At 72.8% G+C, this 21,248-nt stretch carries 26 protein-coding genes; 15 read left to right on the forward strand and 11 right to left on the reverse strand.

Annotation, left to right across the window (positions count from 1 at the left end):
- Nucleotide 1: 1 nt before the first annotated feature.
- Both IEZ24_RS06360 and IEZ24_RS06365 read left to right on the forward strand, forming a co-directional pair.
- Nucleotides 2–802, forward strand: a complete 801-nt coding sequence (locus IEZ24_RS06360) for an ABC transporter permease (protein WP_129453761.1) — start codon at nt 2–4, stop codon at nt 800–802.
- A gap of 27 nt (nt 803–829) precedes the next feature.
- Nucleotides 830–2,446 carry an AMP-binding protein gene (locus tag IEZ24_RS06365; protein WP_129453762.1) on the forward strand — a complete coding sequence of 539 codons (1,617 nt, stop codon included), beginning with the start codon at nt 830–832 and terminating at the stop codon, nt 2,444–2,446.
- A 9-nt stretch (nt 2,447–2,455) separates the two neighbouring features.
- On the opposite strand, the gene IEZ24_RS06370 is transcribed toward IEZ24_RS06365, so the two are convergent.
- The 6 genes from IEZ24_RS06370 to IEZ24_RS06395 are packed head-to-tail and all read right to left on the reverse strand — an operon-like array spanning nt 2,456 to nt 7,130.
- Entirely contained in the window at nt 2,456–3,448 is a 993-nt protein-coding gene (locus IEZ24_RS06370; protein WP_129453763.1) for a nucleoside hydrolase, read from the reverse strand.
- Entirely contained in the window at nt 3,445–4,353 is a 909-nt protein-coding gene (locus IEZ24_RS06375; RefSeq protein ID WP_129453764.1) for a hypothetical protein, read from the reverse strand. Before IEZ24_RS06375 ends, IEZ24_RS06370 begins: the two co-directional genes overlap by 4 nt.
- Nucleotides 4,350–4,898 (reverse strand): hypothetical protein, encoded by a 549-nt coding sequence (locus tag IEZ24_RS06380; protein WP_129453765.1) that lies wholly within the window; start codon nt 4,896–4,898, stop codon nt 4,350–4,352. The genes IEZ24_RS06375 and IEZ24_RS06380 overlap by 4 nt, the downstream gene beginning before the upstream one ends.
- Nucleotides 4,895–5,764: an ABC transporter ATP-binding protein gene (locus IEZ24_RS06385; RefSeq protein WP_129453766.1), complete on the reverse strand. Its 870-nt coding sequence runs from the start codon at nt 5,762–5,764 to the stop codon at nt 4,895–4,897. Before IEZ24_RS06385 ends, IEZ24_RS06380 begins: the two co-directional genes overlap by 4 nt.
- Entirely contained in the window at nt 5,761–6,567 is an 807-nt protein-coding gene (locus IEZ24_RS06390) for a cupin domain-containing protein (protein ID WP_129453767.1), read from the reverse strand. The genes IEZ24_RS06385 and IEZ24_RS06390 overlap by 4 nt, the downstream gene beginning before the upstream one ends.
- The gene (locus IEZ24_RS06395) at nt 6,564–7,130 is read right to left on the reverse strand and encodes an RNA polymerase sigma factor (protein ID WP_129453768.1); all 567 of its coding nucleotides are present in this window, start codon (nt 7,128–7,130) and stop codon (nt 6,564–6,566) included. Before IEZ24_RS06395 ends, IEZ24_RS06390 begins: the two co-directional genes overlap by 4 nt.
- Nucleotides 7,131–7,289: 159 nt before the next feature.
- Here IEZ24_RS06395 and IEZ24_RS06400 point away from each other — a divergent pair, with 159 nt between their 5' ends.
- From IEZ24_RS06400 to IEZ24_RS06460, 13 genes are all read left to right on the forward strand, one after another.
- A complete protein-coding gene (locus tag IEZ24_RS06400) occupies nt 7,290–7,787 on the forward strand; it encodes a superoxide dismutase family protein (RefSeq protein ID WP_207206710.1) in 498 nt (165 codons plus the stop codon).
- 17 nt (nt 7,788–7,804) lie between these two features.
- Nucleotides 7,805–8,341: a DinB family protein gene (locus tag IEZ24_RS06405; protein ID WP_129453769.1), complete on the forward strand. Its 537-nt coding sequence runs from the start codon at nt 7,805–7,807 to the stop codon at nt 8,339–8,341.
- Entirely contained in the window at nt 8,338–8,961 is a 624-nt protein-coding gene (locus IEZ24_RS06410; RefSeq protein WP_129453770.1) for a class I SAM-dependent methyltransferase, read from the forward strand. Before IEZ24_RS06405 ends, IEZ24_RS06410 begins: the two co-directional genes overlap by 4 nt.
- Nucleotides 8,958–9,152, forward strand: a complete 195-nt coding sequence (locus IEZ24_RS06415) for a DUF3046 domain-containing protein (RefSeq protein ID WP_129453771.1) — start codon at nt 8,958–8,960, stop codon at nt 9,150–9,152. Before IEZ24_RS06410 ends, IEZ24_RS06415 begins: the two co-directional genes overlap by 4 nt.
- Nucleotides 9,149–10,405, forward strand: a complete 1,257-nt coding sequence (locus tag IEZ24_RS06420) for an MFS transporter (protein WP_129453772.1) — start codon at nt 9,149–9,151, stop codon at nt 10,403–10,405. The genes IEZ24_RS06415 and IEZ24_RS06420 overlap by 4 nt, the downstream gene beginning before the upstream one ends.
- Before the next feature lie 209 nt (nt 10,406–10,614).
- Entirely contained in the window at nt 10,615–11,667 is a 1,053-nt protein-coding gene (recA, locus tag IEZ24_RS06425; RefSeq protein WP_129453773.1) for a recombinase RecA, read from the forward strand.
- 158 nt (nt 11,668–11,825) lie between these two features.
- The gene (locus IEZ24_RS06430; RefSeq protein WP_129453774.1) at nt 11,826–12,560 is read left to right on the forward strand and encodes a regulatory protein RecX; all 735 of its coding nucleotides are present in this window, start codon (nt 11,826–11,828) and stop codon (nt 12,558–12,560) included.
- Between the two features lie 44 nt (nt 12,561–12,604).
- Complete coding sequence (locus IEZ24_RS06435; protein WP_129453775.1) at nt 12,605–13,096, forward strand: phosphoribosyltransferase; 492 nt, start codon at nt 12,605–12,607, stop codon at nt 13,094–13,096.
- 8 nt (nt 13,097–13,104) lie between these two features.
- The gene (locus IEZ24_RS06440) at nt 13,105–13,854 is read left to right on the forward strand and encodes a GNAT family N-acetyltransferase (protein WP_242498393.1); all 750 of its coding nucleotides are present in this window, start codon (nt 13,105–13,107) and stop codon (nt 13,852–13,854) included.
- A 7-nt stretch (nt 13,855–13,861) separates the two neighbouring features.
- Complete coding sequence (locus IEZ24_RS06445; RefSeq protein ID WP_129453776.1) at nt 13,862–14,713, forward strand: polyphosphate kinase 2 family protein; 852 nt, start codon at nt 13,862–13,864, stop codon at nt 14,711–14,713.
- Nucleotides 14,710–15,507 (forward strand): HipA family kinase, encoded by a 798-nt coding sequence (locus tag IEZ24_RS06450; RefSeq protein WP_129453777.1) that lies wholly within the window; start codon nt 14,710–14,712, stop codon nt 15,505–15,507. The genes IEZ24_RS06445 and IEZ24_RS06450 overlap by 4 nt, the downstream gene beginning before the upstream one ends.
- Nucleotides 15,504–15,890, forward strand: a complete 387-nt coding sequence (locus IEZ24_RS06455) for a DUF3037 domain-containing protein (protein ID WP_129453778.1) — start codon at nt 15,504–15,506, stop codon at nt 15,888–15,890. The genes IEZ24_RS06450 and IEZ24_RS06455 overlap by 4 nt, the downstream gene beginning before the upstream one ends.
- Before the next feature lie 31 nt (nt 15,891–15,921).
- The gene (locus tag IEZ24_RS06460) at nt 15,922–16,617 is read left to right on the forward strand and encodes a DNA alkylation repair protein (protein WP_129453779.1); all 696 of its coding nucleotides are present in this window, start codon (nt 15,922–15,924) and stop codon (nt 16,615–16,617) included.
- 53 nt (nt 16,618–16,670) lie between these two features.
- Here the strand turns inward: IEZ24_RS06460 and IEZ24_RS06465 are convergent, their stop codons facing one another.
- The 5 genes from IEZ24_RS06465 to IEZ24_RS06485 all read right to left on the reverse strand — a co-directional run bounded on the left by IEZ24_RS06465 (nt 16,671) and on the right by IEZ24_RS06485 (nt 21,150).
- Nucleotides 16,671–17,414 carry a sirohydrochlorin chelatase gene (locus IEZ24_RS06465; protein ID WP_129453780.1) on the reverse strand — a complete coding sequence of 248 codons (744 nt, stop codon included), beginning with the start codon at nt 17,412–17,414 and terminating at the stop codon, nt 16,671–16,673.
- A 156-nt stretch (nt 17,415–17,570) separates the two neighbouring features.
- Nucleotides 17,571–18,314, reverse strand: a complete 744-nt coding sequence (locus tag IEZ24_RS06470; protein ID WP_129453781.1) for a phosphoadenylyl-sulfate reductase — start codon at nt 18,312–18,314, stop codon at nt 17,571–17,573.
- The gene (locus tag IEZ24_RS06475) at nt 18,311–18,475 is read right to left on the reverse strand and encodes a hypothetical protein (RefSeq protein WP_165355983.1); all 165 of its coding nucleotides are present in this window, start codon (nt 18,473–18,475) and stop codon (nt 18,311–18,313) included. The genes IEZ24_RS06470 and IEZ24_RS06475 overlap by 4 nt, the downstream gene beginning before the upstream one ends.
- Before the next feature lie 52 nt (nt 18,476–18,527).
- Nucleotides 18,528–20,243, reverse strand: coding sequence for a nitrite/sulfite reductase (locus IEZ24_RS06480; RefSeq protein ID WP_129453782.1), 1,716 nt, complete (start codon nt 20,241–20,243; stop codon nt 18,528–18,530).
- 289 nt (nt 20,244–20,532) lie between these two features.
- Nucleotides 20,533–21,150 carry a DUF5701 family protein gene (locus IEZ24_RS06485; RefSeq protein WP_207206711.1) on the reverse strand — a complete coding sequence of 206 codons (618 nt, stop codon included), beginning with the start codon at nt 21,148–21,150 and terminating at the stop codon, nt 20,533–20,535.
- Nucleotides 21,151–21,248: the final 98 nt, after the last annotated feature.

A 21,248-nucleotide genomic window follows, 5' to 3' on the forward strand; every position in this document is an offset into this window, starting at 1 on the left:
GGTGGCACTGCTGCAGGAGATCCCGGCGCCCCTCACCCCGGCCGCAGCGACCAGGGTCCTGGTCCTGCGCAACTACGTCGTCTACAAGGACGCCTGGAAGCTCTTCATCACCGGCTTCCTCGAGCCGGTCTTCTACCTCTTCTCGATCGGCATCGGGGTCGGCCAGCTGATCGACACCTTCGAGTTCCACGGCGAGGCGGTCCCCTACGCCGAGTTCGTCGCCCCCGCCATGCTCGCCACCTCGGCGTTCAACGGCGCGCTCCTCGACTCGACCTACAACGTCTTCTTCAAGCTCAAGTACGAGAAGCTCTACGACCAGATGCTCGCCACCCCGCTCTCGACGAGCGACATCGCGCGCGGCGAGATCACGTGGGGCCTGATGAGGGGCTCGGTCTACTCCGCCGCCTTCCTCGTCGTGATGGCGGCCATGGGCCTCACGCACTCGTGGTGGGCGCTGCTGGCCCTGCCCGCGGCGATCCTCATCGCCTTCGCCTTCTCCGCGGTCTGCATGGCCGTGACGACGTGGATGAAGAGCTGGCAGGACTTCGACAAGATCACCCTCGTCCAGATGCCGCTCTTCCTGTTCTCCGCCACGTTCTTCCCGGTCGAGGCGTTCGGCGACGGCGTGCTGCGCTGGGTCGTCGAGGCCACCCCGCTCTACCGCGGCGTCGTGCTGTGCCGCGAGCTGACGACCGGCGTGGTGACCTGGGGGTCGGCCGTCTCGGTGGTCTACCTCGTCGTGATGGGCGTCATCGGCCTGCTCGTCGTACGCCGCCGCCTCGACAAGCTGCTGCTGACCTGAGGCGCCCCGCGGGGCTAGGTTCGGGGCATGGACTCCTACGCCCAGGGCGAGACCGTTCCGGCACTGCTGGAGGAGACGATCGGCACCAACCTCGCGCGCACGGTGTCGTCGTACGCCGACCGCGAGGCGCTGGTCGAGTGCGCGACGGGCCGCCGCTGGACCTGGGCCGAGCTGGACGCCGACGTGGACGCCGTCGCCCGAGGGCTGATGGGCGCGGGCGTCCGCAAGGGTGACCGCGTCGGCATCTGGGGACCCAACAGCGCCGAGTGGACGCTGGTGCAGTTCGCCACGGCCAAGGTCGGCGCGATCCTGGTCAACGTCAACCCGGCCTACCGGACCCATGAGTTCTCCTACGTGGTCAACCAGTCCGGGATGCGGCTGCTGGTCGCTGCCACGTCGTTCAAGACCAGCGACTACCGCGCGATGGTGGCGGAGACCGCTGCCGACAACCCGACCCTGGAGCGCGTCGTCCACCTCGACGACGAGGAGAGCTGGGCCGGTCTGCTGGCCGACGGCGACGCCGTCCCGGCCGCTGACCTGGCCGAGCGCTCGGCCTCGCTGGCGCCCGGGGACCCGATCAACATCCAGTACACCTCGGGCACGACCGGCTTCCCCAAGGGCGCCACCCTGAGCCACCGCAACATCCTCAACAACGGCTACCTCGTCGGCGAGGTGTGCCGCTACACCGAGGAGGACCGGGTCTGCATCCCGGTGCCGTTCTACCACTGCTTCGGCATGGTCATGGGCAACCTCGCGTGCTCCTCGCACGGTGCGACGATGGTGGTCCCCGCCCCCGGCTTCGACCCCGCGCTGACCCTGCGCGCGGTCGCCGAGGAGTCCTGCACCTCGCTCTACGGCGTCCCGACGATGTTCATCGCCGAGTGGGCGCTGCCCGACTTCGCGTCCTACGACCTGTCCTCGGTGCGCACCGGCATCATGGCGGGCTCGCCGTGCCCGGCGGAGATGATGAAGAAGCTCATCGCCGCCGGCATCGAGGAGATGACCATCGCCTACGGCATGACCGAGACGTCCCCGGTGTCGATGCAGACCCGCACCGACGACTCCTTCGACCGCAAGGTCGGCACGGTCGGCCGGGTGTGCCCGCACCTCGAGGTCAAGATCGCCGACCCCCTCACGGGTGCCACGCTGCCGCGCGGGGAGTCCGGCGAGTTCTGCACCCGCGGCTACTCGGTGATGCTCGGCTACTGGGACGACCCGGAGAAGACCGCCGAGGCCGTCGACGCCGACGGGTGGATGCACACCGGCGACCTGGGCGTCATGGACGACGACGGCTACGTCCAGATCACCGGACGGATCAAGGACATGGTCATCCGCGGCGGCGAGAACATCTACCCGCGCGAGGTCGAGGAGTTCCTCTACACCCACCCCGACATCGAGGACGTCCAGGTCGTCGGGGTGCCCGACGAGAAGTACGGCGAGGAGCTGTGCGCGTGGCTGCGGATGCGGCCCGGTGCCGAGCCGCTCGACGCCGACGCGGTGCGGGCGTACGCCAGCGGCAGGCTGGCCCACTACAAGGTGCCGCGCTACGTCATGGTGGTCGAGGAGTTCCCGATGACGGTGACCGGCAAGGTCCGCAAGGTGGAGATGCGCGAGGTGTCGGCGGAGCGGCTCGGTCTCCGCTGAGCACCCCGTTCAGCGGAAGACGCTGCGGTAGACCTCGTCGAGCGCGTCCGGGTCGAGCGCGGTGACCACCCGTACGTCCCCGTCACCCGTGCGCCGCAGCCGACCGCGGTCCTCCGTCGTGTCGACGGCCCACGTTCCCGTCTCGGTCGTGGCGGCGGCGGGGTGGACGAAGATCCCGGCGGTGGCGAGGTCCCAGTAGGCAGGGGACGTGAAACCGGGCACCCGGCCCAGGCCGCCGACCACGGGGCCGGCCAGACCGTCCGGGGCTCCGGGCGGCAGGGGGTCGTCGGGCACGATCGTGACCGGCACCGGGCCGTCGACGACCTCGGCGAGGGGCACCGGGTCCGCGCCGGCGTTCCACTCCGCGACGCCGTCGGCGTGCGAGGCGCTGTCCACGCTCCCGGCCATCGTGATGACGCCGTCGAGCCGGGCGTACGCCGCCGGGTGCTCGCGCAGCACCGCGGCCACCTCGGTCAGGGGACCGAGCGCGACGACCTGGAGGTCGGCGTGGCGCCGGGCCAGGCGGGCGATGAGCTCGTCGGCCGGGGCCCGGACCGGCGTGAGGTCGCTCGGGTCCCCGTCGCGCGGCAACCCGCTGTGCATCAACGCGCCGGCTCCCCAGTCGGCCGGGAAGGCCACACCGTCGTCGCCGCGCGGTGTGGTGCCGCACGCCACCGGCGGCGGGGTCGCCGCGAGCGCCTCGAAGAAGTCGGCGAGCAGGCCCGTGCCGCGGCAGTCGAGCTGGCCCGTCATCGGGACGGTCACCGCCACGACGTCCACGGCAGGGTGGCGGAGCAGCAGCGCGAGGGCGGCCAGGTCGTCAGGTGCCAGGTCGGTGTCCACGACGACGGGTACGGCGTCGCTCCGCTTGTCGGCGGCCGGGGCCATCGGTCCCGGGACGAAGACCTCGCCGTCGACGTCGGACGCCGCCGGGCTGCACGCCGCGACCACGGCGACGACAAGAGGGACGACAAGAGGGACGAGGAGGAGCCGGCGCTTCACGGGATCACCACGTGCTGTCCGACCACGCCGGCGACTGCGAGGGCCAGTCCGGCCGCGAGCAGGACGCGGCGCCCGGGCCGGGGCCACGCCGCCGCGAGCAGCAGTGCGGCGAGACCGAGCAGCCACACGTCGTGCCACCACGCGAGCGCACCGGAGACCCACTGGCGGGCCCAGCCGCCGCTGGTGTGGGGCTCGCCGACGAGGAGCCAGTCGGAGGGGAACGAGAGCGGGTCGGCCGTGGCCGGTCCGACCTCGAGCACGAGGGGCTGGACCTGCATGATCGAGAAGGGCGTCACCGACGCGTGGCCGAAGAGCCAGTAGACCATCACGACGAACCACAGGACGAAGAGCGCGGGGACCAGGGCGACCAGCCGCGACACGCGCCGTCCCAGCGCGGCACCCAGGGCAACGGCCAGCACTCCGAGGACCACGAACTGGGACAGCTCCGCCGTCGTGTGCAGCGCCTCCGTCGTACGCCCGGGCTCCATGCCGATCCAGAGCCCGCCGAGGTCGCGCTCGCGCCAGGCGACGAGACCGGCGAAGCCCGCCGCCACCAGGACGAACAGGGTGGCGGCCAGGAGCCGGGCGAGCACACGCTGGTGCTCCGCCACCGGTGCTGCCGGGGCGACCTCCAGGCGTGCGCGGTGGAAGGGCACCGCGACGGCGAGCGAGATGCCGAAGAGCAGGGGGACCGCGGTGGGGTTCATCGCCTCGTAGGACGAGGCCGGCCACTCGCCCGGCTCGGGCACCACCATCCACATCCCCCAGACGGACAGCGCCAGGCACAGCCACGGCACGGGGTTGCGCATCATCCGTCGCGCCTCGGCGTGGACGAGGGCGCGGAGCACGTGCGAGCGGGTCGACACGGCCGGAGCGGGTGCGCGACCCGCCGTCACGGCGCTCATCGCCGCCGTCCGGCGACGCAGAGGAGGGTGGCCGCGGCGAGCACCCACCAGGGGTCCGTCAGCCACCAGGCGATGACGTCGGACGTCGTCCCGGACGGCACCACCTGGTGGAGGGTGAAGAGGGCGACGGGCGTGGATGCGCCGAGGAGCACGGCGCGTCGCGGCGGCGCCCACACGGCGACGGCGACGCCCGTCGCGGTCAGGGCGAGCAGCGGGCCCGGCCCGGACAGCTGCGCCGTCGACAGTGAGTCGAGCAGCCACCAGACGGCCAGGGCAGGGGCACCGACCACGGCGAGGCGCAGCACCCGGCGCCGCATGACGGACACCGGGAGGGCCTCCAGCAGGGCTGCAGCCGGGTCCTGCAGCCCCGCCACCACCGTGGCGGCCAGTCCGGCGGCCGCGATCGCCAGGACGAGGTCGGCGGGACGGTCGGCGTACCCGGTGAGCGCGGTGGCTGCGACGAGCAGTCCGGCGAGCGCGGCGCCGGGAGTCCACCGGGTGGCCCGTGCGGTGGGCAGGGCGGCCTGCACGAGGACGCTGCTCACCGGGCCAGCCTCGTCACGAGCAGGTAGCCGTCGTCGACGGTGGGGACTGCGGGCGAGGCACCTGCCGGCGGTGTGCCGACGTGGCGGCGCGTACCGGGCCCGGTGAGCCACGAGCGCAGCGCGGTCGGCTCCTCGACGTCGGACTCCCACACCCGTCCCTCGGCCTCACCGGCCAGTGCGGCCGGGGTGCCGGACCAGCAGATCCGGCCACGGTCCATCACGAGCACGTGCTGGCAGAGGGCCGCGACCTCGGCGGTGTTGTGCGTCGACAGGACGACGCAGCCGCGGTGGGCCGTCTCGGCCAGCACCGACCGGAGGGCGATGCGCTGCTCCGGGTCCAGACCTGTCGCCGGCTCGTCGAGGACCAGCAGGTCGGGGCTGCCCACGAGCGCCGACGCCAGGGCCACCCGCTGCTGCATGCCTCCCGACAGGGTCCGGATGCGCTTGTGCATCCGGTCGCCCAGGCCGACGGCCTCGAGCACCGCCGCGGCCTCGCGCCGTCGCCACGCGGCGTCCGTGTGCTCCTTGAGGATGGCGACGTAGTCGACCATCTCGAGCGGCGTGAAGCCGGTGTAGAGCCGCGGCGACTGCGGGAGGTAGCCGAGGCGGCGGCGCACCTCGGTGCGCGCGGTCGGTGACGCCGGGTCGAGGCCCAGCAGCGACAGCGATCCCCGGTCGGGGGCGAGCACGGTGGCCAGGATGCGCAGCAGGGTCGTCTTGCCCGCGCCGTTGGGGCCGAGCACGCCCACGATCCCGCGGCCGAGGCCGAGGTCGACGTCGTCGACGGCGGTGAGCGATCCGAAGCGCTTGGTGATGCCGGCGGTCTCGAGCAGCGTGCCCGTGGCCGTGTGGGTGGTGGTGGTCATGCGTTCCTCCGGTAGGCGACGGCGTCGCGACGAACGATGGTGAGCGCGACCGCGGCGAGCGCGATCGCGAGGGCGGTGAGCTGGCTGGGGGCCGAGGCGAGGACCTCGCTGACGACGTCCGCGGGCACCCGGCGCAGGGCGGCCGGCCACGACACGGCCACCGCCCACGTCGAGCCGAGGCAGGCGGCGACGACCGCGGGGTCGAGGCGCGAGGTGCCGGCCAGGGCCACCAACGAGGCCAGCGCCGCACCGGGCAGCAGCCAGCCGAGGGCGATGTCCACGGGAAGGCCGAGCAGCAGCGCGCTCCCGACGCCGATCGGCACGGCGGTGAGGGCGACCAGCACGGCTCGCGCAGCAACGACCCGCAGGCCGGCGCTCGGGGTGGCGAGGGCGAGCTCCCCGGCCGGTTCGGCGCCGCGTCCGTAGGCGAGCGCCACGGCGGCGAGGGGGGCGACGGGCGCCAGCGCCATGAACAGGGGCAGCCTGCCCCCGACCACGGTGACCACGACGGGGAGGGCGAGCAGCAGCAGGAGCGAGGCCAGCCAGGCCGTCCGCAGGCCGGGAGTGGCCAGGCCGAGGCGCAGGAGCCGGCTGGACCGCGGCCGGTCGATCCGGTCAGCCAGCGCCTCCCACCGTCGTACGGAGTCCTCCGGCGTCGCCCGGACGGAGAGGGTGCTCGTACGGCGACGGCAGTCCGCGCAGCGGAGCAGGTGCGCCTCGACGGATGCCGCGAGCAGGGGAGCGGCGGAACCGGTCGCCCAGGACCGGAGCGTCTCCTCGTCGGCGTGCCAGGTCTGCGTCACAGCAGTCCCTCCCTCAGCTCGGTGCGAGCGCGGCTCATCCGGCTCTTCACGGTGCCGCTCGGGATGCCGAGCAGCGCGGCGGCCTCGCGCGTGGTGAGGCCGTCGAGGACGGTGGCCTGGACGACGGCCTGCAGCTCGGGGGAGAGCCGGGAGAAGGCGAGGCCCACGTCGCTGTGCTCCACCCGGGCGAGGACCTCCTCCTCCGCGGACGCCATCGGCGACCCGCGCAGGTTGCGCAGCCGCTCGACGACGTTGGCCCGCGGCCGGAGCTGGTGGAGCATCGACCGCACGGCGATGCCCCACAGCCAGGCGGCGACCTCGCCGTCGCCCCGCCAGCCGGACGGCTTGCGCCAGACCGCGAGGAACGTGTCCTGGACCGCGGTGTCGACGATCGCCGGGTCGGCGCACCGTCGCGACAGCCGGACGGCCAGCCACGGCTCGTGGCGCACGAACAGCTCGTGGAGCGCGCCGCGGTCGGCGTCTGCGACCGCGGCCAGCAGCTCGGCGTCGGACCGGTTGTCGACGCCCTCTCGGGCGTCCCATCCGGTGTCGTCCACTCTCATCACGTCTCCTAGTTGCGACGACGCCCATGATCGGTTCGCCCACGTTGCGATGTCGTGCACCGGTCCAGACCGGTGCGAACCGAACACCGACGTCGGCGGCACCTCCTCGTGGCGGGCCGACCGGTCCGGCGCACGAGCTCGAGCACGGAGGAGGACCAGATGTTGAGGATCAGGACGGGAGTGGCGGCGGCAGCCGTCCTTGCCGCGGTGCCCGCGACCGCGGTGGCAGCAGGGGTGCTGGTGGACCACGGGCACGGACCCACGGTCGTGCACGACGCGGCGTACGAGCAGGTGAAGACGCAGGTGCACGCCTGGTCGAGCAACGGGACCACGCGCGTGCGTCTCATGGTGAGCGGGCTGCCGGCCGACCGGACGTTCGGTGCGCACGTGCACACGGGTGGCTGTGGCGCGGACCCGCTCGCGTCCGGCGGTCACTACCAGCACTCGACCGACGCGACCGTCCCGCTGGCCGAGCGGGAGGTCTGGCTCGACGTCACCTCGGACGAGCGCGGTCGAGGCGTCGCCACGGCGACGGTGCCGTGGACGTTCGCGCCGGGCACGGCGGGGTCGGTCGTGATCCACGCGCTGCCCACCAACACGACCACCGGGGCTGCGGGCGCCCGGCTGGCCTGCACCAGCGTCGCGTTCGGAGGCTGACTGGTTGGATGGCCGGCATGGCCGGCACCCGTGACCCGATCGTCCCCGACACCAAGGACTGGACGTGGGTCCTGGACCGTCCGTGCGAGGAGTGCGGCTTCGACGCCACCGCCCACCAGGTGGCCGACCTGCCCCGCCTGCTCCACGACACGGCGATGACCTGGTCGCAGGTGCTGGCTCGTCGCGACGCCGCCGAGCGTCCCGCGCCGGCGGTGTGGTCGCCGCTGGAGTACGGCGCCCACGTGCGGGACGTGCACGTGCTCTTCGCCCAGCGGGTGCGGCTGATGCTCGACGAGGACACACCGACCTTCGCCAGCTGGGACCAGGACGCGACCGCGGTCGAGGACGACTACGCCGGCCAGGACCCCGCGACGGTGGCGGTGGAGCTGATCGAGGCCGCGGACACGGTCGCAGGGACCTACTCCACCGTCACCGACGCCACCCGTGCGCGGCGCGGCCTGCGCTCCAACGGTGACGAGTTCACCGTCGAGAGCCTCGGTCGCTACCACCTGCACGACGTCGTGCACCACCTCCACGACGTGGGCGCCGGATGACCGCCAGGGAGACGGTCCACGCCTACGACCTCGACGCCCCGGCGTACGCCGCTGCCACGGCCGCGGTGCCGGACCGGGTGCGGACCGCCCTCGAGGAGCTGGCCCAGCGGCTCGGCGACGGTGCACGCGTGCTGGAGGTCGGCTCGGGCGGCGGTCGGGACGCGCTCCTCATGGAGTCGCTCGGCCTCGCCGTCCGACGCACCGACGTCACCCCGGGGTTCGTCGCGCTGCTGCGCGGGCAGGGTCACGCCTGCGACCTCCTCGACCCGCTCGTCGACGACCTCACCTGTGCCGAGGGCCCGTACGACGCCGTGTGGGCCAACGCGTCCCTGCTCCACGTCGCCCGGGCCGACCTGCCGACGGTGCTGGCCCGCCTCGCCGCGGTCACCCGCCCCGGCGGGCTGCTGCGCGCCACCCTGAAGGAGGGCGACGGGGGCGGGTGGTCGACCCACGGCGCGGTCGCCCGCCCGCGGCACTTCACCTACTGGCGCGCCCCGGCGCTCGCCGAGGTCGTCACGGCCTCGGGCTGGGTCGACGTCGCTGTCCGGAGCGGCCTCGCCGGCAGTCGTGGGGAGTGGTGGCTCGAGGTGTCGGCGGTCCGTGATGGGGTGTCGGCATGAGGCACACGGAGTTCTGGGCGCGGCTCGACGCCGCCCTGGGTCGGGCCTACTCACGGACGTGGGCCGAGCTCACCGTCGTGCGCGAGCTCGACGGCCGCACGACGCAGGAGGCCCTCGACGCGGGAGTCCCGCCCAAGCAGGTCTGGGCGGCCGTGCACCGCCACCTCGAGCTCCCGGACAGCGAGCGGTGACGACCCGCCTCGACGCCGGGCCCGACCTCGCCGCGGTCCAGCGGCACACGGTCCGCACCCTCGTGGTCTCGCAGGCCGTGGGTGCGGTCGGCGTCACCATCGGCGTGGCGACGGCCTCGCTGCTGGCCCGCGACATCTCCGGCAGCGAGACGATGGCGGGGCTCGCGCAGACCTGCCAGGTGCTCGGCACGGCCCTCGCGGCGTACGCCCTGGCGCGCGTGATGCGGCGCCGCGGCCGTCGCGTCGGGCTCGTCGCCGGCTACCTGGTGGGGGCGACCGGCGCCGTGCTCGCCGTGGTGGCCGGCGTCGTGGACTCGATGGCGGTCCTGCTCACCGGAGCCGTCCTGCTGGGCGCGACGTCCGCGGTCAACAGCGGCTCGCGCTACGCCGCGACCGACCTGGCCACCGAGGAGCACCGGGCCCGGGCCCTTTCCATCGTCGTGTGGGCGACGACCGTGGGGGCGGTCGCCGGGCCCAACCTCGTCGGGGTCGGAGGTGCGGTGGCCCGCTCCCTCGGCATCCCCGAGCTGACCGGCGGCTTCGCGATCGGCGCGGTCGTGCTCGTCCTCGCCGCCGGCTGGGTCTGGGTGCGGCTGCGCCCCGACCCGCTGCTCCTGGCACAGGAGGCCGCCGGCGTCGTCCCGGCTGCGCGAGCGGATGAGCGGGGCCGGTCCTGGGGCCGCTTCGTCACGGTCGTGCGCGAGGTGCCGGCCGTCGGCGCAGCCGTCGTGGCGATGGCCTGCGCCCACGCCGCGATGGTCTCGGTGATGATCATGACGCCGCTGCACATGGAGCACGGCGGCGCGCACCTCGAGGTCATCGGGTTCGTCATCTCGATCCACGTGCTCGGCATGTTCGCGTTCTCCCCGGTCGTCGGGTGGGCCGCCGACCGCTTCGGACGCTCCGCCGTCCTGGTCGCCGGGGGAGCGGTGCTGCTCCTGTCGCTGGCGCTGTGCGGGCTCTCGCCCGAAGGCTCGTCGTGGCAGATCCTGGCCGGGCTGTTCCTGCTCGGCCTCGGCTGGTCCTGCGCGACGGTGGCGGCCTCGACCGTGATCGCCGACCGCACCCCCATCGAGGCGCGCACCGACGTGCAGGGCACCTCCGACATGGCGATGGCCCTCACCGCCGCCGGCGGCGGGGCACTCGCCGGCGTCATCGTCGGGGTGCTGGGCTACCCGGCCCTCGCGCTGTTCGCCGCGCTGCTCGCCGGCACCGTCCTCGCGGCCGGGTGGGTCACGCGCCGGCACGCGTGACCCCCCGCACGCCGACACGTCCGAGAACGCGTGCGACACGCCGCGTCGGGACACCGCGTCGAACACCTGTTCGGGCTACTGTGCATCCACAGGTACGACGAGGGGCGAGGTTGTCCACAGCGTCAGACCGTCCTGATCAGGGACTGTCGGTGGCTCGCCCTAGCGTCGGAGACGTACCTCAGACAACGACGACAGGACGGGACACAGCAATGGCTGGTGCAGACCGCGAGAAGGCCCTCGACGCCGCGCTCGCACAGGTGGAGAAGCAGTTCGGCAAGGGCTCGGTCATGCGACTGGGCGACGAGACGCGGGCTCCGCTCGAGGTGATCCCCACGGGGTCGATCGCCCTCGACGTGGCCCTCGGCCTGGGCGGCCTGCCGCGCGGCCGCGTCGTCGAGATCTATGGTCCGGAGTCCTCCGGAAAGACGACGGTCGCCCTGCACGCGGTGGCCAGCGCCCAGGCGGCGGGCGGCATCGTCGCCTTCATCGACGCCGAGCACGCGCTCGACCCCGACTACGCCAAGGCCCTGGGTGTCGACACCGACGCCCTGCTGGTCTCCCAGCCCGACTCCGGCGAGCAGGCGCTCGAGATCGCCGACATGCTGATCCGCTCGGGTGCCCTGTCGCTGATCGTCATCGACTCCGTGGCCGCGCTGGTGCCCCGTGCCGAGATCGAGGGCGAGATGGGTGACAGCCACGTCGGCCTCCAGGCCCGCCTGATGAGCCAGGCGCTCCGCAAGATGACCGGTGCCCTCAACAACTCCGGCACCACCGCGATCTTCATCAACCAGCTGCGCGAGAAGATCGGCGTCATGTTCGGCTCGCCCGAGACCACCACCGGTGGTCGCGCGCTGAAGTTCTACTCCTCGGTGCGCCTCGACGTGCGCCGCATCGAGACGCTCAAGGACGGCACCGACATGGTCGGCAACCGCACCCGCGTCAAGGTCGTCAAGAACAAGGTGGCCCCGCCGTTCAAGCAGGCCGAGTTCGACATCATGTACGGCAAGGGCATCAGCCGCGAGGGTGGCCTGATCGACGTGGGCGTGGAGGCGGGCATCATCCGCAAGGCCGGCGCCTGGTACACCTACGAGGGCGACCAGCTCGGCCAGGGCAAGGAGAACTCGCGCAACTTCCTGCGCGACAACCCCGACCTCGCCAACGAGATCGAGAAGCTGATCCTGGAGAAGCTCGGCGTCATCCCCGCCGTCGACAAGCCCGCCGACGAGCTGAGTGACGAGCCCATCGGGGTCAATGACTTCTAACCGCGCAGGCGGTCACGAGGAACGAGCGGCCGGCGTCGCGCGGGCAGGTTGAGCAAGCGTTCGACCGGGCCTGCGAGGCGCCGTCCTGAGGAGGCGCCAGCGCCGTCTCGAAGGGTCGGATCCGCGCGTCGAAACCCCATGCTCCAAGGAGTCGAGAGATGACCAAGGAGAGCCGCCCCGCTCCTGACTGGGCCGGTGACGTCGGACTCGGCGTGCAGGCGTGGGTGGGGGAGACCCCACCCACGCCGACCGAGTCCCGACCCTCTCGCGCCCGGGGGACGGGTGACCGCTCCACCCGCAAGAGCGGCCGCGGCCGCACCCGGACGTGGGAGGAGCGGGAGGCGGCCCGGATCGCCCGCGAGGAGGCTGCCGCCGCGGAGGTCGAGGCGGATCCCGAGGCCGTGGCCCGCAAGATCCTGCTCGACGCCCTGACCGGTCAGGCCCGCTCGCGCCAGGAGCTCGCCGGCAAGCTCGCCGGCAGGGGCGTCCCCGACGACCTGGCCGCCGAGCTGCTCGACCGGTTCACCGAGGTCGGTCTCATCGACGACGCGGCCTACGCCCGGCAGTGGGTCGAGAGCCGACACCGCAGCCGCGGACTGGCGCCGCGCGCACTGGCCCAGGAGCTGCGACGCAAGGGCGTCGGAGACGACGAGGCCAAGGCGGCGCTCGAGCAGATCGACGAGGCCGACCAGCGGATCGCTGCCCGGGCGCTCGTCGACAAGAAGCTGCGCTCCATGCGTGGCCTCGACCGGCAGGTGGCGACCCGGCGACTGGCCGGGCTGCTGGCGCGCAAGGGCTACGGGGCCGGACTGGCGTTCTCGGTGGTGCGCGAGGCGCTCGACGACGGGGACGACCCCGACGGCGCCGACGACCTCGAGCCGCCCGACTTCTAGGGTCGCCCTTCCGCCCGGTGCCGCGGCTCTGGTGGGATGGGCCGGTGAGCAACGAGCGCGAGGTCCTCACCTACGACCTGTTCGGCACCGCGACGCGCGAGCTGGCGCAGCAGGTGGCGGACTCGGGCTTCCGACCCGACATGATCCTCGCGATCGCCCGCGGCGGCCTGGCCCTCGGGATGGGCCTGGGCTACGCGCTGGCGGTGAAGAACATCTCGGTGGTCAACGTGGAGTTCTACACCGGGGTCGACGAGCGACTCGACGTGCCGATCATGCTGCCGCCCACCCCGGCGGTGGTGGACCTGTCCGGTCTCAAGGTGCTCGTCGCCGACGACGTCGCCGACACCGGGCGCACCCTCGAGCTCGTCCACCAGTTCTGCGAGGGCCACGTGGCGGAGGTCCGTACGGTCGTGATCTACGAGAAGCCCCAGTCGGTCATCAAGGCCGACTACGTGTGGCGACGGACCGAGCGCTGGATCGACTTCCCGTGGTCGGTCCTGCCGCCCGTCGTCGACCCGGACGCGCTCGCCCACTGACCGGCGTCGTGGCACCGAGGCTGGTGACCGTCTGCGACGAGCGGGTGGAGCTCGTCGGTGAGGTCGCTCCGGGTGAGAGCTGGGCGGCTGCCGCCGCGCGCATCGCTGCACCGCTGGGTGCCGCCCCGGTGGCCGAGGACCTGTCGGGCGACACGCTCGCGTTCGTCGTCGACCCGGACCAGCGCATCGACCTGCGGGCGATGGCGCGCGGCGACCTGCCGCTGCTGGGGAGGTGGCTCGCTGCCGCACACGTACGCCGGTGGTGGCACACAGGCGGCGAGCCGACCCCCGATCGGGTCGCCGCGACGTACGGCCCCCGCATCGACGGCATCACGCCGACCCGGATGTGGGTGGTGGAGGTCAACGGCCGCTCGATCGGCTTCGTGCAGGACTACCGCATCCGCGACCACCCGGCGTTCGCGCTCCTCACGCCGGACCCGGACGCCATCGGGCTCGACTACGCGATCGGCGAGCCCGAGTGGGCCGGTCGCGGACTCGGCGCCCGCATCCTCTGGACCTGGATGGTCGGCGCGGCGCGCCGCTTCCTGGACGCCGAGGAGTTCTTCGCAGCACCCGACCACCGCAACGCGGCCTCGCTGCGCATCCTCGACAAGGTGGGCTTCACCCGTGGCACGTGGTTCGACGAGCCCACCAGGGCCGGGTCGGTCGCCACGGTCGTCGGCTGCCGTCTCGACGTACGGCGGGTCCTCGGCGGCGCGCACCGCGCCGAGCCCGGACCGGCGCCCGGTGGGCCATGATGACCCCATGACCTCAGCCATCGCCGACGCGCTGCGACTTCCCTCCGGTCCGGTCGACCTGACCGCCATCGACCCCGACTCCGCGCCGGGGTTCGACGGCAAGAAGGCCGATGGCAAGGCCGCGCTGGCCGGCATGCAGCCAGAGCTGGCAGACCTGCAGGAGCGGCTCTGGGCGGAACGGACCGCGGGCTCCGAGCGTCGCGTCCTGCTCGTCCTGCAGGGGATGGACACCAGCGGCAAGGGCGGCGTCCTGCGCCACACCATCGGCCTCGTCGACCCGCAGGGCGTCCGGATCACCAGCTTCAAGGCGCCGACCGAGGAGGAGCGCGCCCACGACTTCCTCTGGCGCATCGAGAAGGGCCTTCCGGAGGCGGGCTACATCGGGGTCTTCGACCGCTCGCACTACGAGGACGTCCTCATCGCCCGCGTGCACGGGCTGGCCGATCCCGACGAGATCGAACGCCGCTACGGGGCGATCAACGAGTTCGAGGCCCGGCTCGTCGACGAGGGCTTCTCGGTCCTCAAGTGCATGCTCCACATCAGCGCCGACGAGCAGAAGGCGCGCCTCGCCGAGCGGCTGGCCAACCCCGAGAAGCACTGGAAGTTCAACCCCGGCGACCTCGACGAGCGCGCCCACTGGCCGGCCTACCGCGAGGCCTACGAGATCGCGCTCGAGCGCACCGGCACCGACATCGCCCCGTGGCACGTGGTGCCGGCCGACAAGAAGTGGTTCCGCAACCTCGCCGTTGGACAGATCCTCCTCGACACGCTGCGCGGCCTCGACCTGCAGTGGCCCACCGCCGACTTCGACGTGACGGCCGAGACCGAGCGGCTCGCCGCGGAGGCCCCGGTCCGGTGACCGCTGACCTCCCGACCGGCGTCTCGACGCGCCTCCAGACGGTCCACGTGACGCGCTACGTCACCCCCCTGCGCGAGGGCGGCAGCCTGCCCGGCGTCGTCGAGGGCGACGACCTCGGGACGTACGTCTGCAAGTTCCGCGGTGCCGGCCAGGGCGCGAAGGTGCTGGTGGCCGAGGTGATCGTCAGCGGTCTCGCCACCCGCCTCGGCCTGCGCACGCCGCGCCTCGTCGTCCTCGACCTCGACCCCGAGCTCGCCCGCTACGAGGCCGACGAGGAGGTGCAGGACCTCCTCAACGCCAGCGTCGGGCCCAACCTCGGGATCGACTTCCTCCCCGGCTCGTTCGGGGTCGACGGCCAGGTGGCCACGGCCGACGACGAGGGGGCGAAGGTGCTCTGGCTCGACGCGTTCACCGCCAACGTCGACCGCTCGTGGCGCAACCCCAACCTGCTGCTCTGGCACGGCGACCTGTGGGTCATCGACCACGGCGCCTCGCTCTACTTCCACCACGGCTGGCAGGCGGGCGTCACCGATCCCGCACGGTTCGCCGCGCAGCCCTGGGACGTCAGCGGGCACGTGTTCGAGACCTGCGCACGACGGGCGCGGGAGCTGGACGATGAGGTCGCGGCGCTGCTCGGCCGCGAGGTGTTCGCCCAGGTCCTGGCCGCGGTCCCGGACGTCTGGCTGGAGCCCGTCCCCGGCGCCGGGACGCCCGACGAGCTGCGGGCGGCCTACGTCGACTTCCTCGTCGCCCGCCTCGGTACCCGGCAGTGGCTCCCGGAGGTGGCGCGGTGAGCACGACCCGGCTGGCCTACCAGTACGTCGTCCTGCGGTGCGTGCCGCGACCGGACCGCGAGGAGTTCGTCAACGTCGGCGTGGTGCTGCACTGCCAGGGCGCGGACTACCTCGACGCGGCCTGGTCGGTGGACCGCGACCGGCTGCGTGCGCTCCACCCCGGGGTCGACGTCGACCAGGTCTGCGAGGCCCTCGCCTTCGTCGACCTGGTGTGTCGCGGTGACGAACGCGGCGGCGAGGCGGCTCGCCAGTCCCTCGGCCAGCGATTCGGGTTCCTCAAGGCTCCACGCAGCACCGTCCTCCAGCCCGGACCCGTGCACGGGGGCGTCACCGACGACCCGGCCCGCCAGCTCGAGCACCTGCGCGAGCGCCTGGTCGGATGACGGACCGGACGACGTCGAGGGGCGGCACCCCGTGACGTACGTCGCAGCCGTGCGCGCGGCCCTCGCCGAGGTCGGCGACCCGGTCCGGGCTGCGCAGCAGCAGGCCTACATGAAGTCCGACCTGCCCTACGTCGGTCTGGGCGCTCCGGCCCTCAAGGCCCTGCTGCGCCCGCTGCTGGTCGAGCACCGCTTCGTCGACCGCGCCCAGTGGGAGCACGCGGTTCTCGAGCTGTGGGAGGACGCCGAGCACCGCGAGGAGTGGTACGCCGCGATCGCGCTCCTGCGGCACCGGCCCTACCGGCCGTGGCTCGACCCCGATCTCCTTCCCCTGCTGGAGACGCTCGTGCGCACCGGCGCCTGGTGGGACGTCGTCGACGAGATCGCCGCCCACCTCGTCGGCCAGGTGCTGCTCGAGCACCGTGCGGACACGACGCCGGTCATGGACGCCTGGTCGGTCGACGCCGACAGCCTGTGGGTGCGGCGTACGGCGATGCTCGCGCAGCTGCGCCACGCCGGTCGCACCGACACCGACCTGCTCGCGCGCGTCCTGACCGCCAACCTCGACGACACGGCGTACGGACGGGAGTTCTTCGTCCGCAAGGCGCTCGGGTGGGCGCTTCGCCAGCACGCGCGTACGGATCCGGCGTGGGTCCGCGCGTACGTCGACACGCACGCCGACCGGCTCAGCGGGCTGTCGCGCCGAGAGGCGCTCAAGCACCTCGGATGACGTCATGGCCACCGGTCGTCGGAGCGACCGGCCGCCATGACCTCAGCCTCGGATCAGACGGGGACGAGCTCCACCGCGCCGACGGCGTAGCGGGCGAGGACCGCGCGGGCGACGGCCGGGTGGGCGCCCAGCGGGTCGGAGACGGCCACCGCGCCGGCCTCGAAGGCGAGCTCCGTCGCGCGGTCCGGCAGCCGGCCCGGGGCGAGGAAGAACGACGCGACGGCGATGTGGCGCTTGCCCGCCGAGCGGAAGGCGCGCACGGCCTCACCGGCAGCCGGCGGCGCCGCCGAGGCGAACGCGGCCGTGACCGGCAGTCGGTGCCGCGCACCCCACGTGCGGGCGATCCGGGCAACCGCCTGGTTGGCGAGCGGGTCGGAGGATCCGGCGGCGGCCAGCACCAGCGCGTCGAGCTCGCGCACCCGCGCCGCCTTCAGCGCCTCGCGCAGCCGGACGTCGAGGACCTCGAGGAAGGCGGCCTCCATGCCGAGGATGCGGCTGGCCTGGATGCGTACGCCCTCGTGGCGGGCCATGGCCGCCGCGATCGCCTCGGGGACGTCGACCTTGGCGTGGTAGGCCTCCGTGAGCAGGAGCGGCACGACGACGATCTCGTCGTGGCCGGCCTTCACGAGCCGGTCGACGACCGTGTCGAAGGACGGCTTGGAGAGGTCGAGGAAGGCCGTCTCGATGCGGAGGTCGGGGCGCATCGCCTTGACCTCGGCGACGAGCGCCTTGATCGTCGCGGCGGATCGCGGGTCCCGGCTTCCGTGGGCCAGGGCAACCAGAGCAGGAGCAGCCATCAGGGGTGCCTCCGATCGTGAGTGGTGGTGCGGTGGTGCTGGATGGGTGCGACGACGTTGTCGCGGTGCTTGAAAGGTGAGGTCTTCTGCCGGATCGGGGTCCCCGCGGCGTTGTTCGGGGGAGCGAAGCGGAGGAGAAGAACGTCGTGGGGTGATCTAGGCATGGATGCCGCACTCGGTCTTGTTGGTGCCGGCCCAGCGCCCGCTGCGCGGGTCGTCGCCGGGAGCGACGCGCCGGGTGCAGGGCCAGCAGCCGATGCTGGGGTAGCCGTCGTGGACGAGCGGGTTCACCAGGATCCCGTTGTCGTTGATGTAGCGCTCGACCTGCTCGTCGCTCCAGCGGGCGAGGGGGGAGACCTTGACCTTGCCCTTGCGCGCGTCCCAGCCGACGACCGGCGCGATCACGCGGTTGTGGGTCTCGGCACGGCGCAGGCCCGTGGCCCACGCGTCGTACTCGGCGAGCGTGTCGGCGAGCGGCTTGACCTTGCGCAGCGCGCAGCACAGGTCGGGGTCGGTCCTGTAGAGGTCCTTGCCGTGGGTGGCGTCCTGCTCGGCCACCGTCTGGGCCGGCGTGATGGTGCGCAGGTTGACCGGCAGGGTCGCCTCGACGGCGTCGCGGGTGCCGATGGTCTCGACGAAGTGGTACCCCGTGTCGAGGAAGACGACGTCGATGCCGGGTGCGACCTTGGAGGCGAGGTGCGCCAGCACGGCGTCGCCCATCGACGAGGTGATCGCGAACCGGTCGCCGAAGGTGGCGACGGCCCACTCGATGATGACCTCGGCGGGGGCCAGCTCGAGCTCGGCACCGACGTGGGAGACGAGCTCGCGCAGCTCCTCGGGCGTACGCCCCGCGGTGTGGGTGCCCTTGAAGTCGCGCGCGGCGCGCGTCGAGAGGCTCATGGCGTGCCTCCTCCGGTGCCGGGGTGCGGGATCATGCCGGTCATCTGGACGGTGAAGCTGCGCAGGCACGAGCGGCACTCCCAGGCGCCTGCACCCTCGCGCGGGAACAGGTTCTCGTCCCCGCACCAGGGGCAGTGGAAGGGCTGCGCGCGCTCGCTCATTGCCGGGGTCCCTGCGTGTTCGGGAGCGCAGCGAGCGAGGTCGTGGGGTGGTTCATCCGACCGCCACCGGCTCTCCGCGCAGCAGGGGCTCGTCGGCGCGGGCCACCCAGGCGGCGAACCGCTCGCCGTCGGTGCGGTCCTCGAGGTACGCCGAAACGACCGCGGTGACGTAGTCGTCGAGGCCGGCGCTGGTGACCTTGTGGGCGCGCAGCTTGCGACCCATCGCCGGGTTGAGGCCGAGGGCGCCGCCGAGGTGCACCTGGAACCCCTCGACCTGCTGGCCGTTGTCGTCCATGACCAGCTGGCCCTTGAGGCCGATGTCGGCGACCTGGGTGCGGGCGCACGCGTTGGGGCAGCCGTTGACGTTGACGGAGATCTGGGTGTCGAGGTCGGGGAAGCGCTTCTCCAGCTCGGTCACCAGGCGGCGCGCACGCTCCTTGGTGTCGACGATGGCGAGCTTGCAGAACTCGATGCCGGTGCAGGCCATCGTGGACCGGCGCCAGTTGCTCGGGCGGGCGGTGAGGCCGATCTTCTCGAGGTCGTCGGCGAAGGCCTCGGTGTCCTCGGCCGCGACGCCGATCACCACGAGCTTCTGGTACGCCGTCAGGCGGGCACCGCGGGCGCCGTACGCCTCGACGAGGTCGGCGAGGCCGGTCAGCGTGGTGCCGTCGATGCGGCCCACGACGGGGGCGGCGCCGACGTAGAAGCGGCCGTCCTTCTGCTCGTGGATCCCGATGTGGTCACCCTGCGCCACGGGCGCCTCGGGGGAGGGGTTGTCGACGAGCTGCTTGTGGAGGTACTCGTTCTCCAGGACCTCGCGGAACTTCTCCTTGCCCCAGTCGGCGAGCAGGAACTTGAGGCGGGCCTTGGACCGCAGCCGGCGGTAGCCGTAGTCGCGGAAGATGCCGGCGACGCCCTCCCAGGCGTCCGCGACCTCGTCGAGCGGGATCCAGACGCCGAGCTTGTGCGCGAGCATCGGGTTCGTCGACAGGCCGCCGCCGACCCAGAGGTCGAAGCCCGGGCCGTGCTCGGGGTGGACAGTGCCCACGAAGGACACGTCGTTGACCTCGGGGGCGACGTCGTGGCTCGGGTGCCCGGTCAGCGCGGTCTTGAACTTGCGCGGCAGGTTGGAGTAGTCGGGGTTGCCGAGGATCCGGCGCTTGATCTCCTCGAGCGCCTCGGAGCCGTCGATGATCTCGTCCTTGGCGATGCCGGCGACGGGCGAGCCGAGGAACGGCCGCGGGCTGTCGCCGCACGCCTCGAGCGTGGTGAGGCCCACGCCCTCGAGGCGCTCCCAGATCGCCGGGACGCTCTCGATCTCGATCCAGTGGTACTGGATGTTGTTGCGGTCGGTGATGTCGGCGGTGTTGCGGGCGTACGCCGTCGACACCTCGCCGAGCGCGCGCAGCGCCGGACCGTCGAGGATCGCGCCGTCGGTGCGGACCCGCATCATGAAGAAGCGGTCGTCGAGCTCCTCCTCCTCGAGCTGCGCGGTCTTGCCGCCGTCGAAGCCGGGGGCGCGCTGGGTGTAGAGGCCCATCCAGCGGAAGCGACCACGCAGGTCGGCGGGGTCGATGGAGTCGAAGCCCCGCCGCGAGTAGGTGTAGAGGATGCGGTCGCGGACGTTGAGCGGGTCGTCGTCCTTCTTGGACTGCTCGTTCTTGTTGAGCGGCTCGGTGTAGCCGAGCGCCCACTGACCCTCGGCGCGCTTGGGGCGCGGGATCTCGGTGTTCTGGGCGGCCTGGGGCTTGAACCGGAGGTCGGGCATGTCAGGAGAGTCCTGTTCGCTGAATGAGTGCCGCGCGCGACGTTGAGCGCGGAGGGGATGAGCTGGGGCGGCGTCAGCGATGCCAACAGGTCGCGCTGCCCACACGCATGAGGTCGACGTGACGTCGAACCACCAGGTGTGCGTGGGTGGAGGCGGAGACCATGTCAAGAAGTCTCAGGGAGTGGACACCACTTCCACAAGACGAAATCTCGTCATGTGGGATCGTCGGCCAGTATGTGAGACGGCGGGGTGGAGCCACGCGGTGGGCTCGGGTCCGGTGCGGCCCAGGTCACACAGGTAGGCGCTCGCCGCAGGACGCGATCCCGAGCCAGGTGTGGCGGTTGCCCCACCAGCACCAGCCCAGCTTCACGGCGTCGCGGCGCTCGCGGCCGTCGCGCCCGGTGCCGTTGCTGATCCACAGCGCCGGCGTGCGGGCGTCGTACGACCCGTCGGCACGCCGCAGGCGGGAGCCGGGCGTCATGAAGCAGGCGTTGCGCTGGAGGACGCCGGGGTCCTGCAGCACCCAGTGCAGGCCCTCGGCGAGGGTCATCGGCGAGCGACCGGCGCCGAGCAGCTCCGGCACCGACTCCTTCGGGGTCCGGTCGAGGAAGGCGTCACCACGATCGAGCCCGAGCGCGGCGTACGGGGCGTCCGGCACGTCGACGGTGGGGGCGAAGAGGTCGACGTCGGTCATGTCCTCGACGACGAAGCCGTCCTTCTCCTCGTGACCCTCTGCGCGGCGGAGCAGGGGCGCGAGGGCCGACGCTGGTGCGGACGTCACGAGCAGGCCGTCCGCGGGGCCGCGCGCGGCGACCTCGCGCAGCCGTGCGGCCGGGATCCCGGCGAGGTCGTGGACGCCGAGGCGGACGAGCCGCTCGGCCTGGTCGGTCAGCGAGGGGAGGGCCACGCGGGTCCAACGCACCGGACGGTTGCGGGGTTCCCGGTGTGGCTGTCCAGCAGTCGCGGGCCGGGAGCGCGCGGCCGCGCGCGGGCCCTAGGCTGGGG

Source organism: Nocardioides ganghwensis, from assembly GCF_014779655.1.
Classification (GTDB): Bacteria; Actinomycetota; Actinomycetes; order Propionibacteriales; family Nocardioidaceae; genus Nocardioides; species Nocardioides ganghwensis.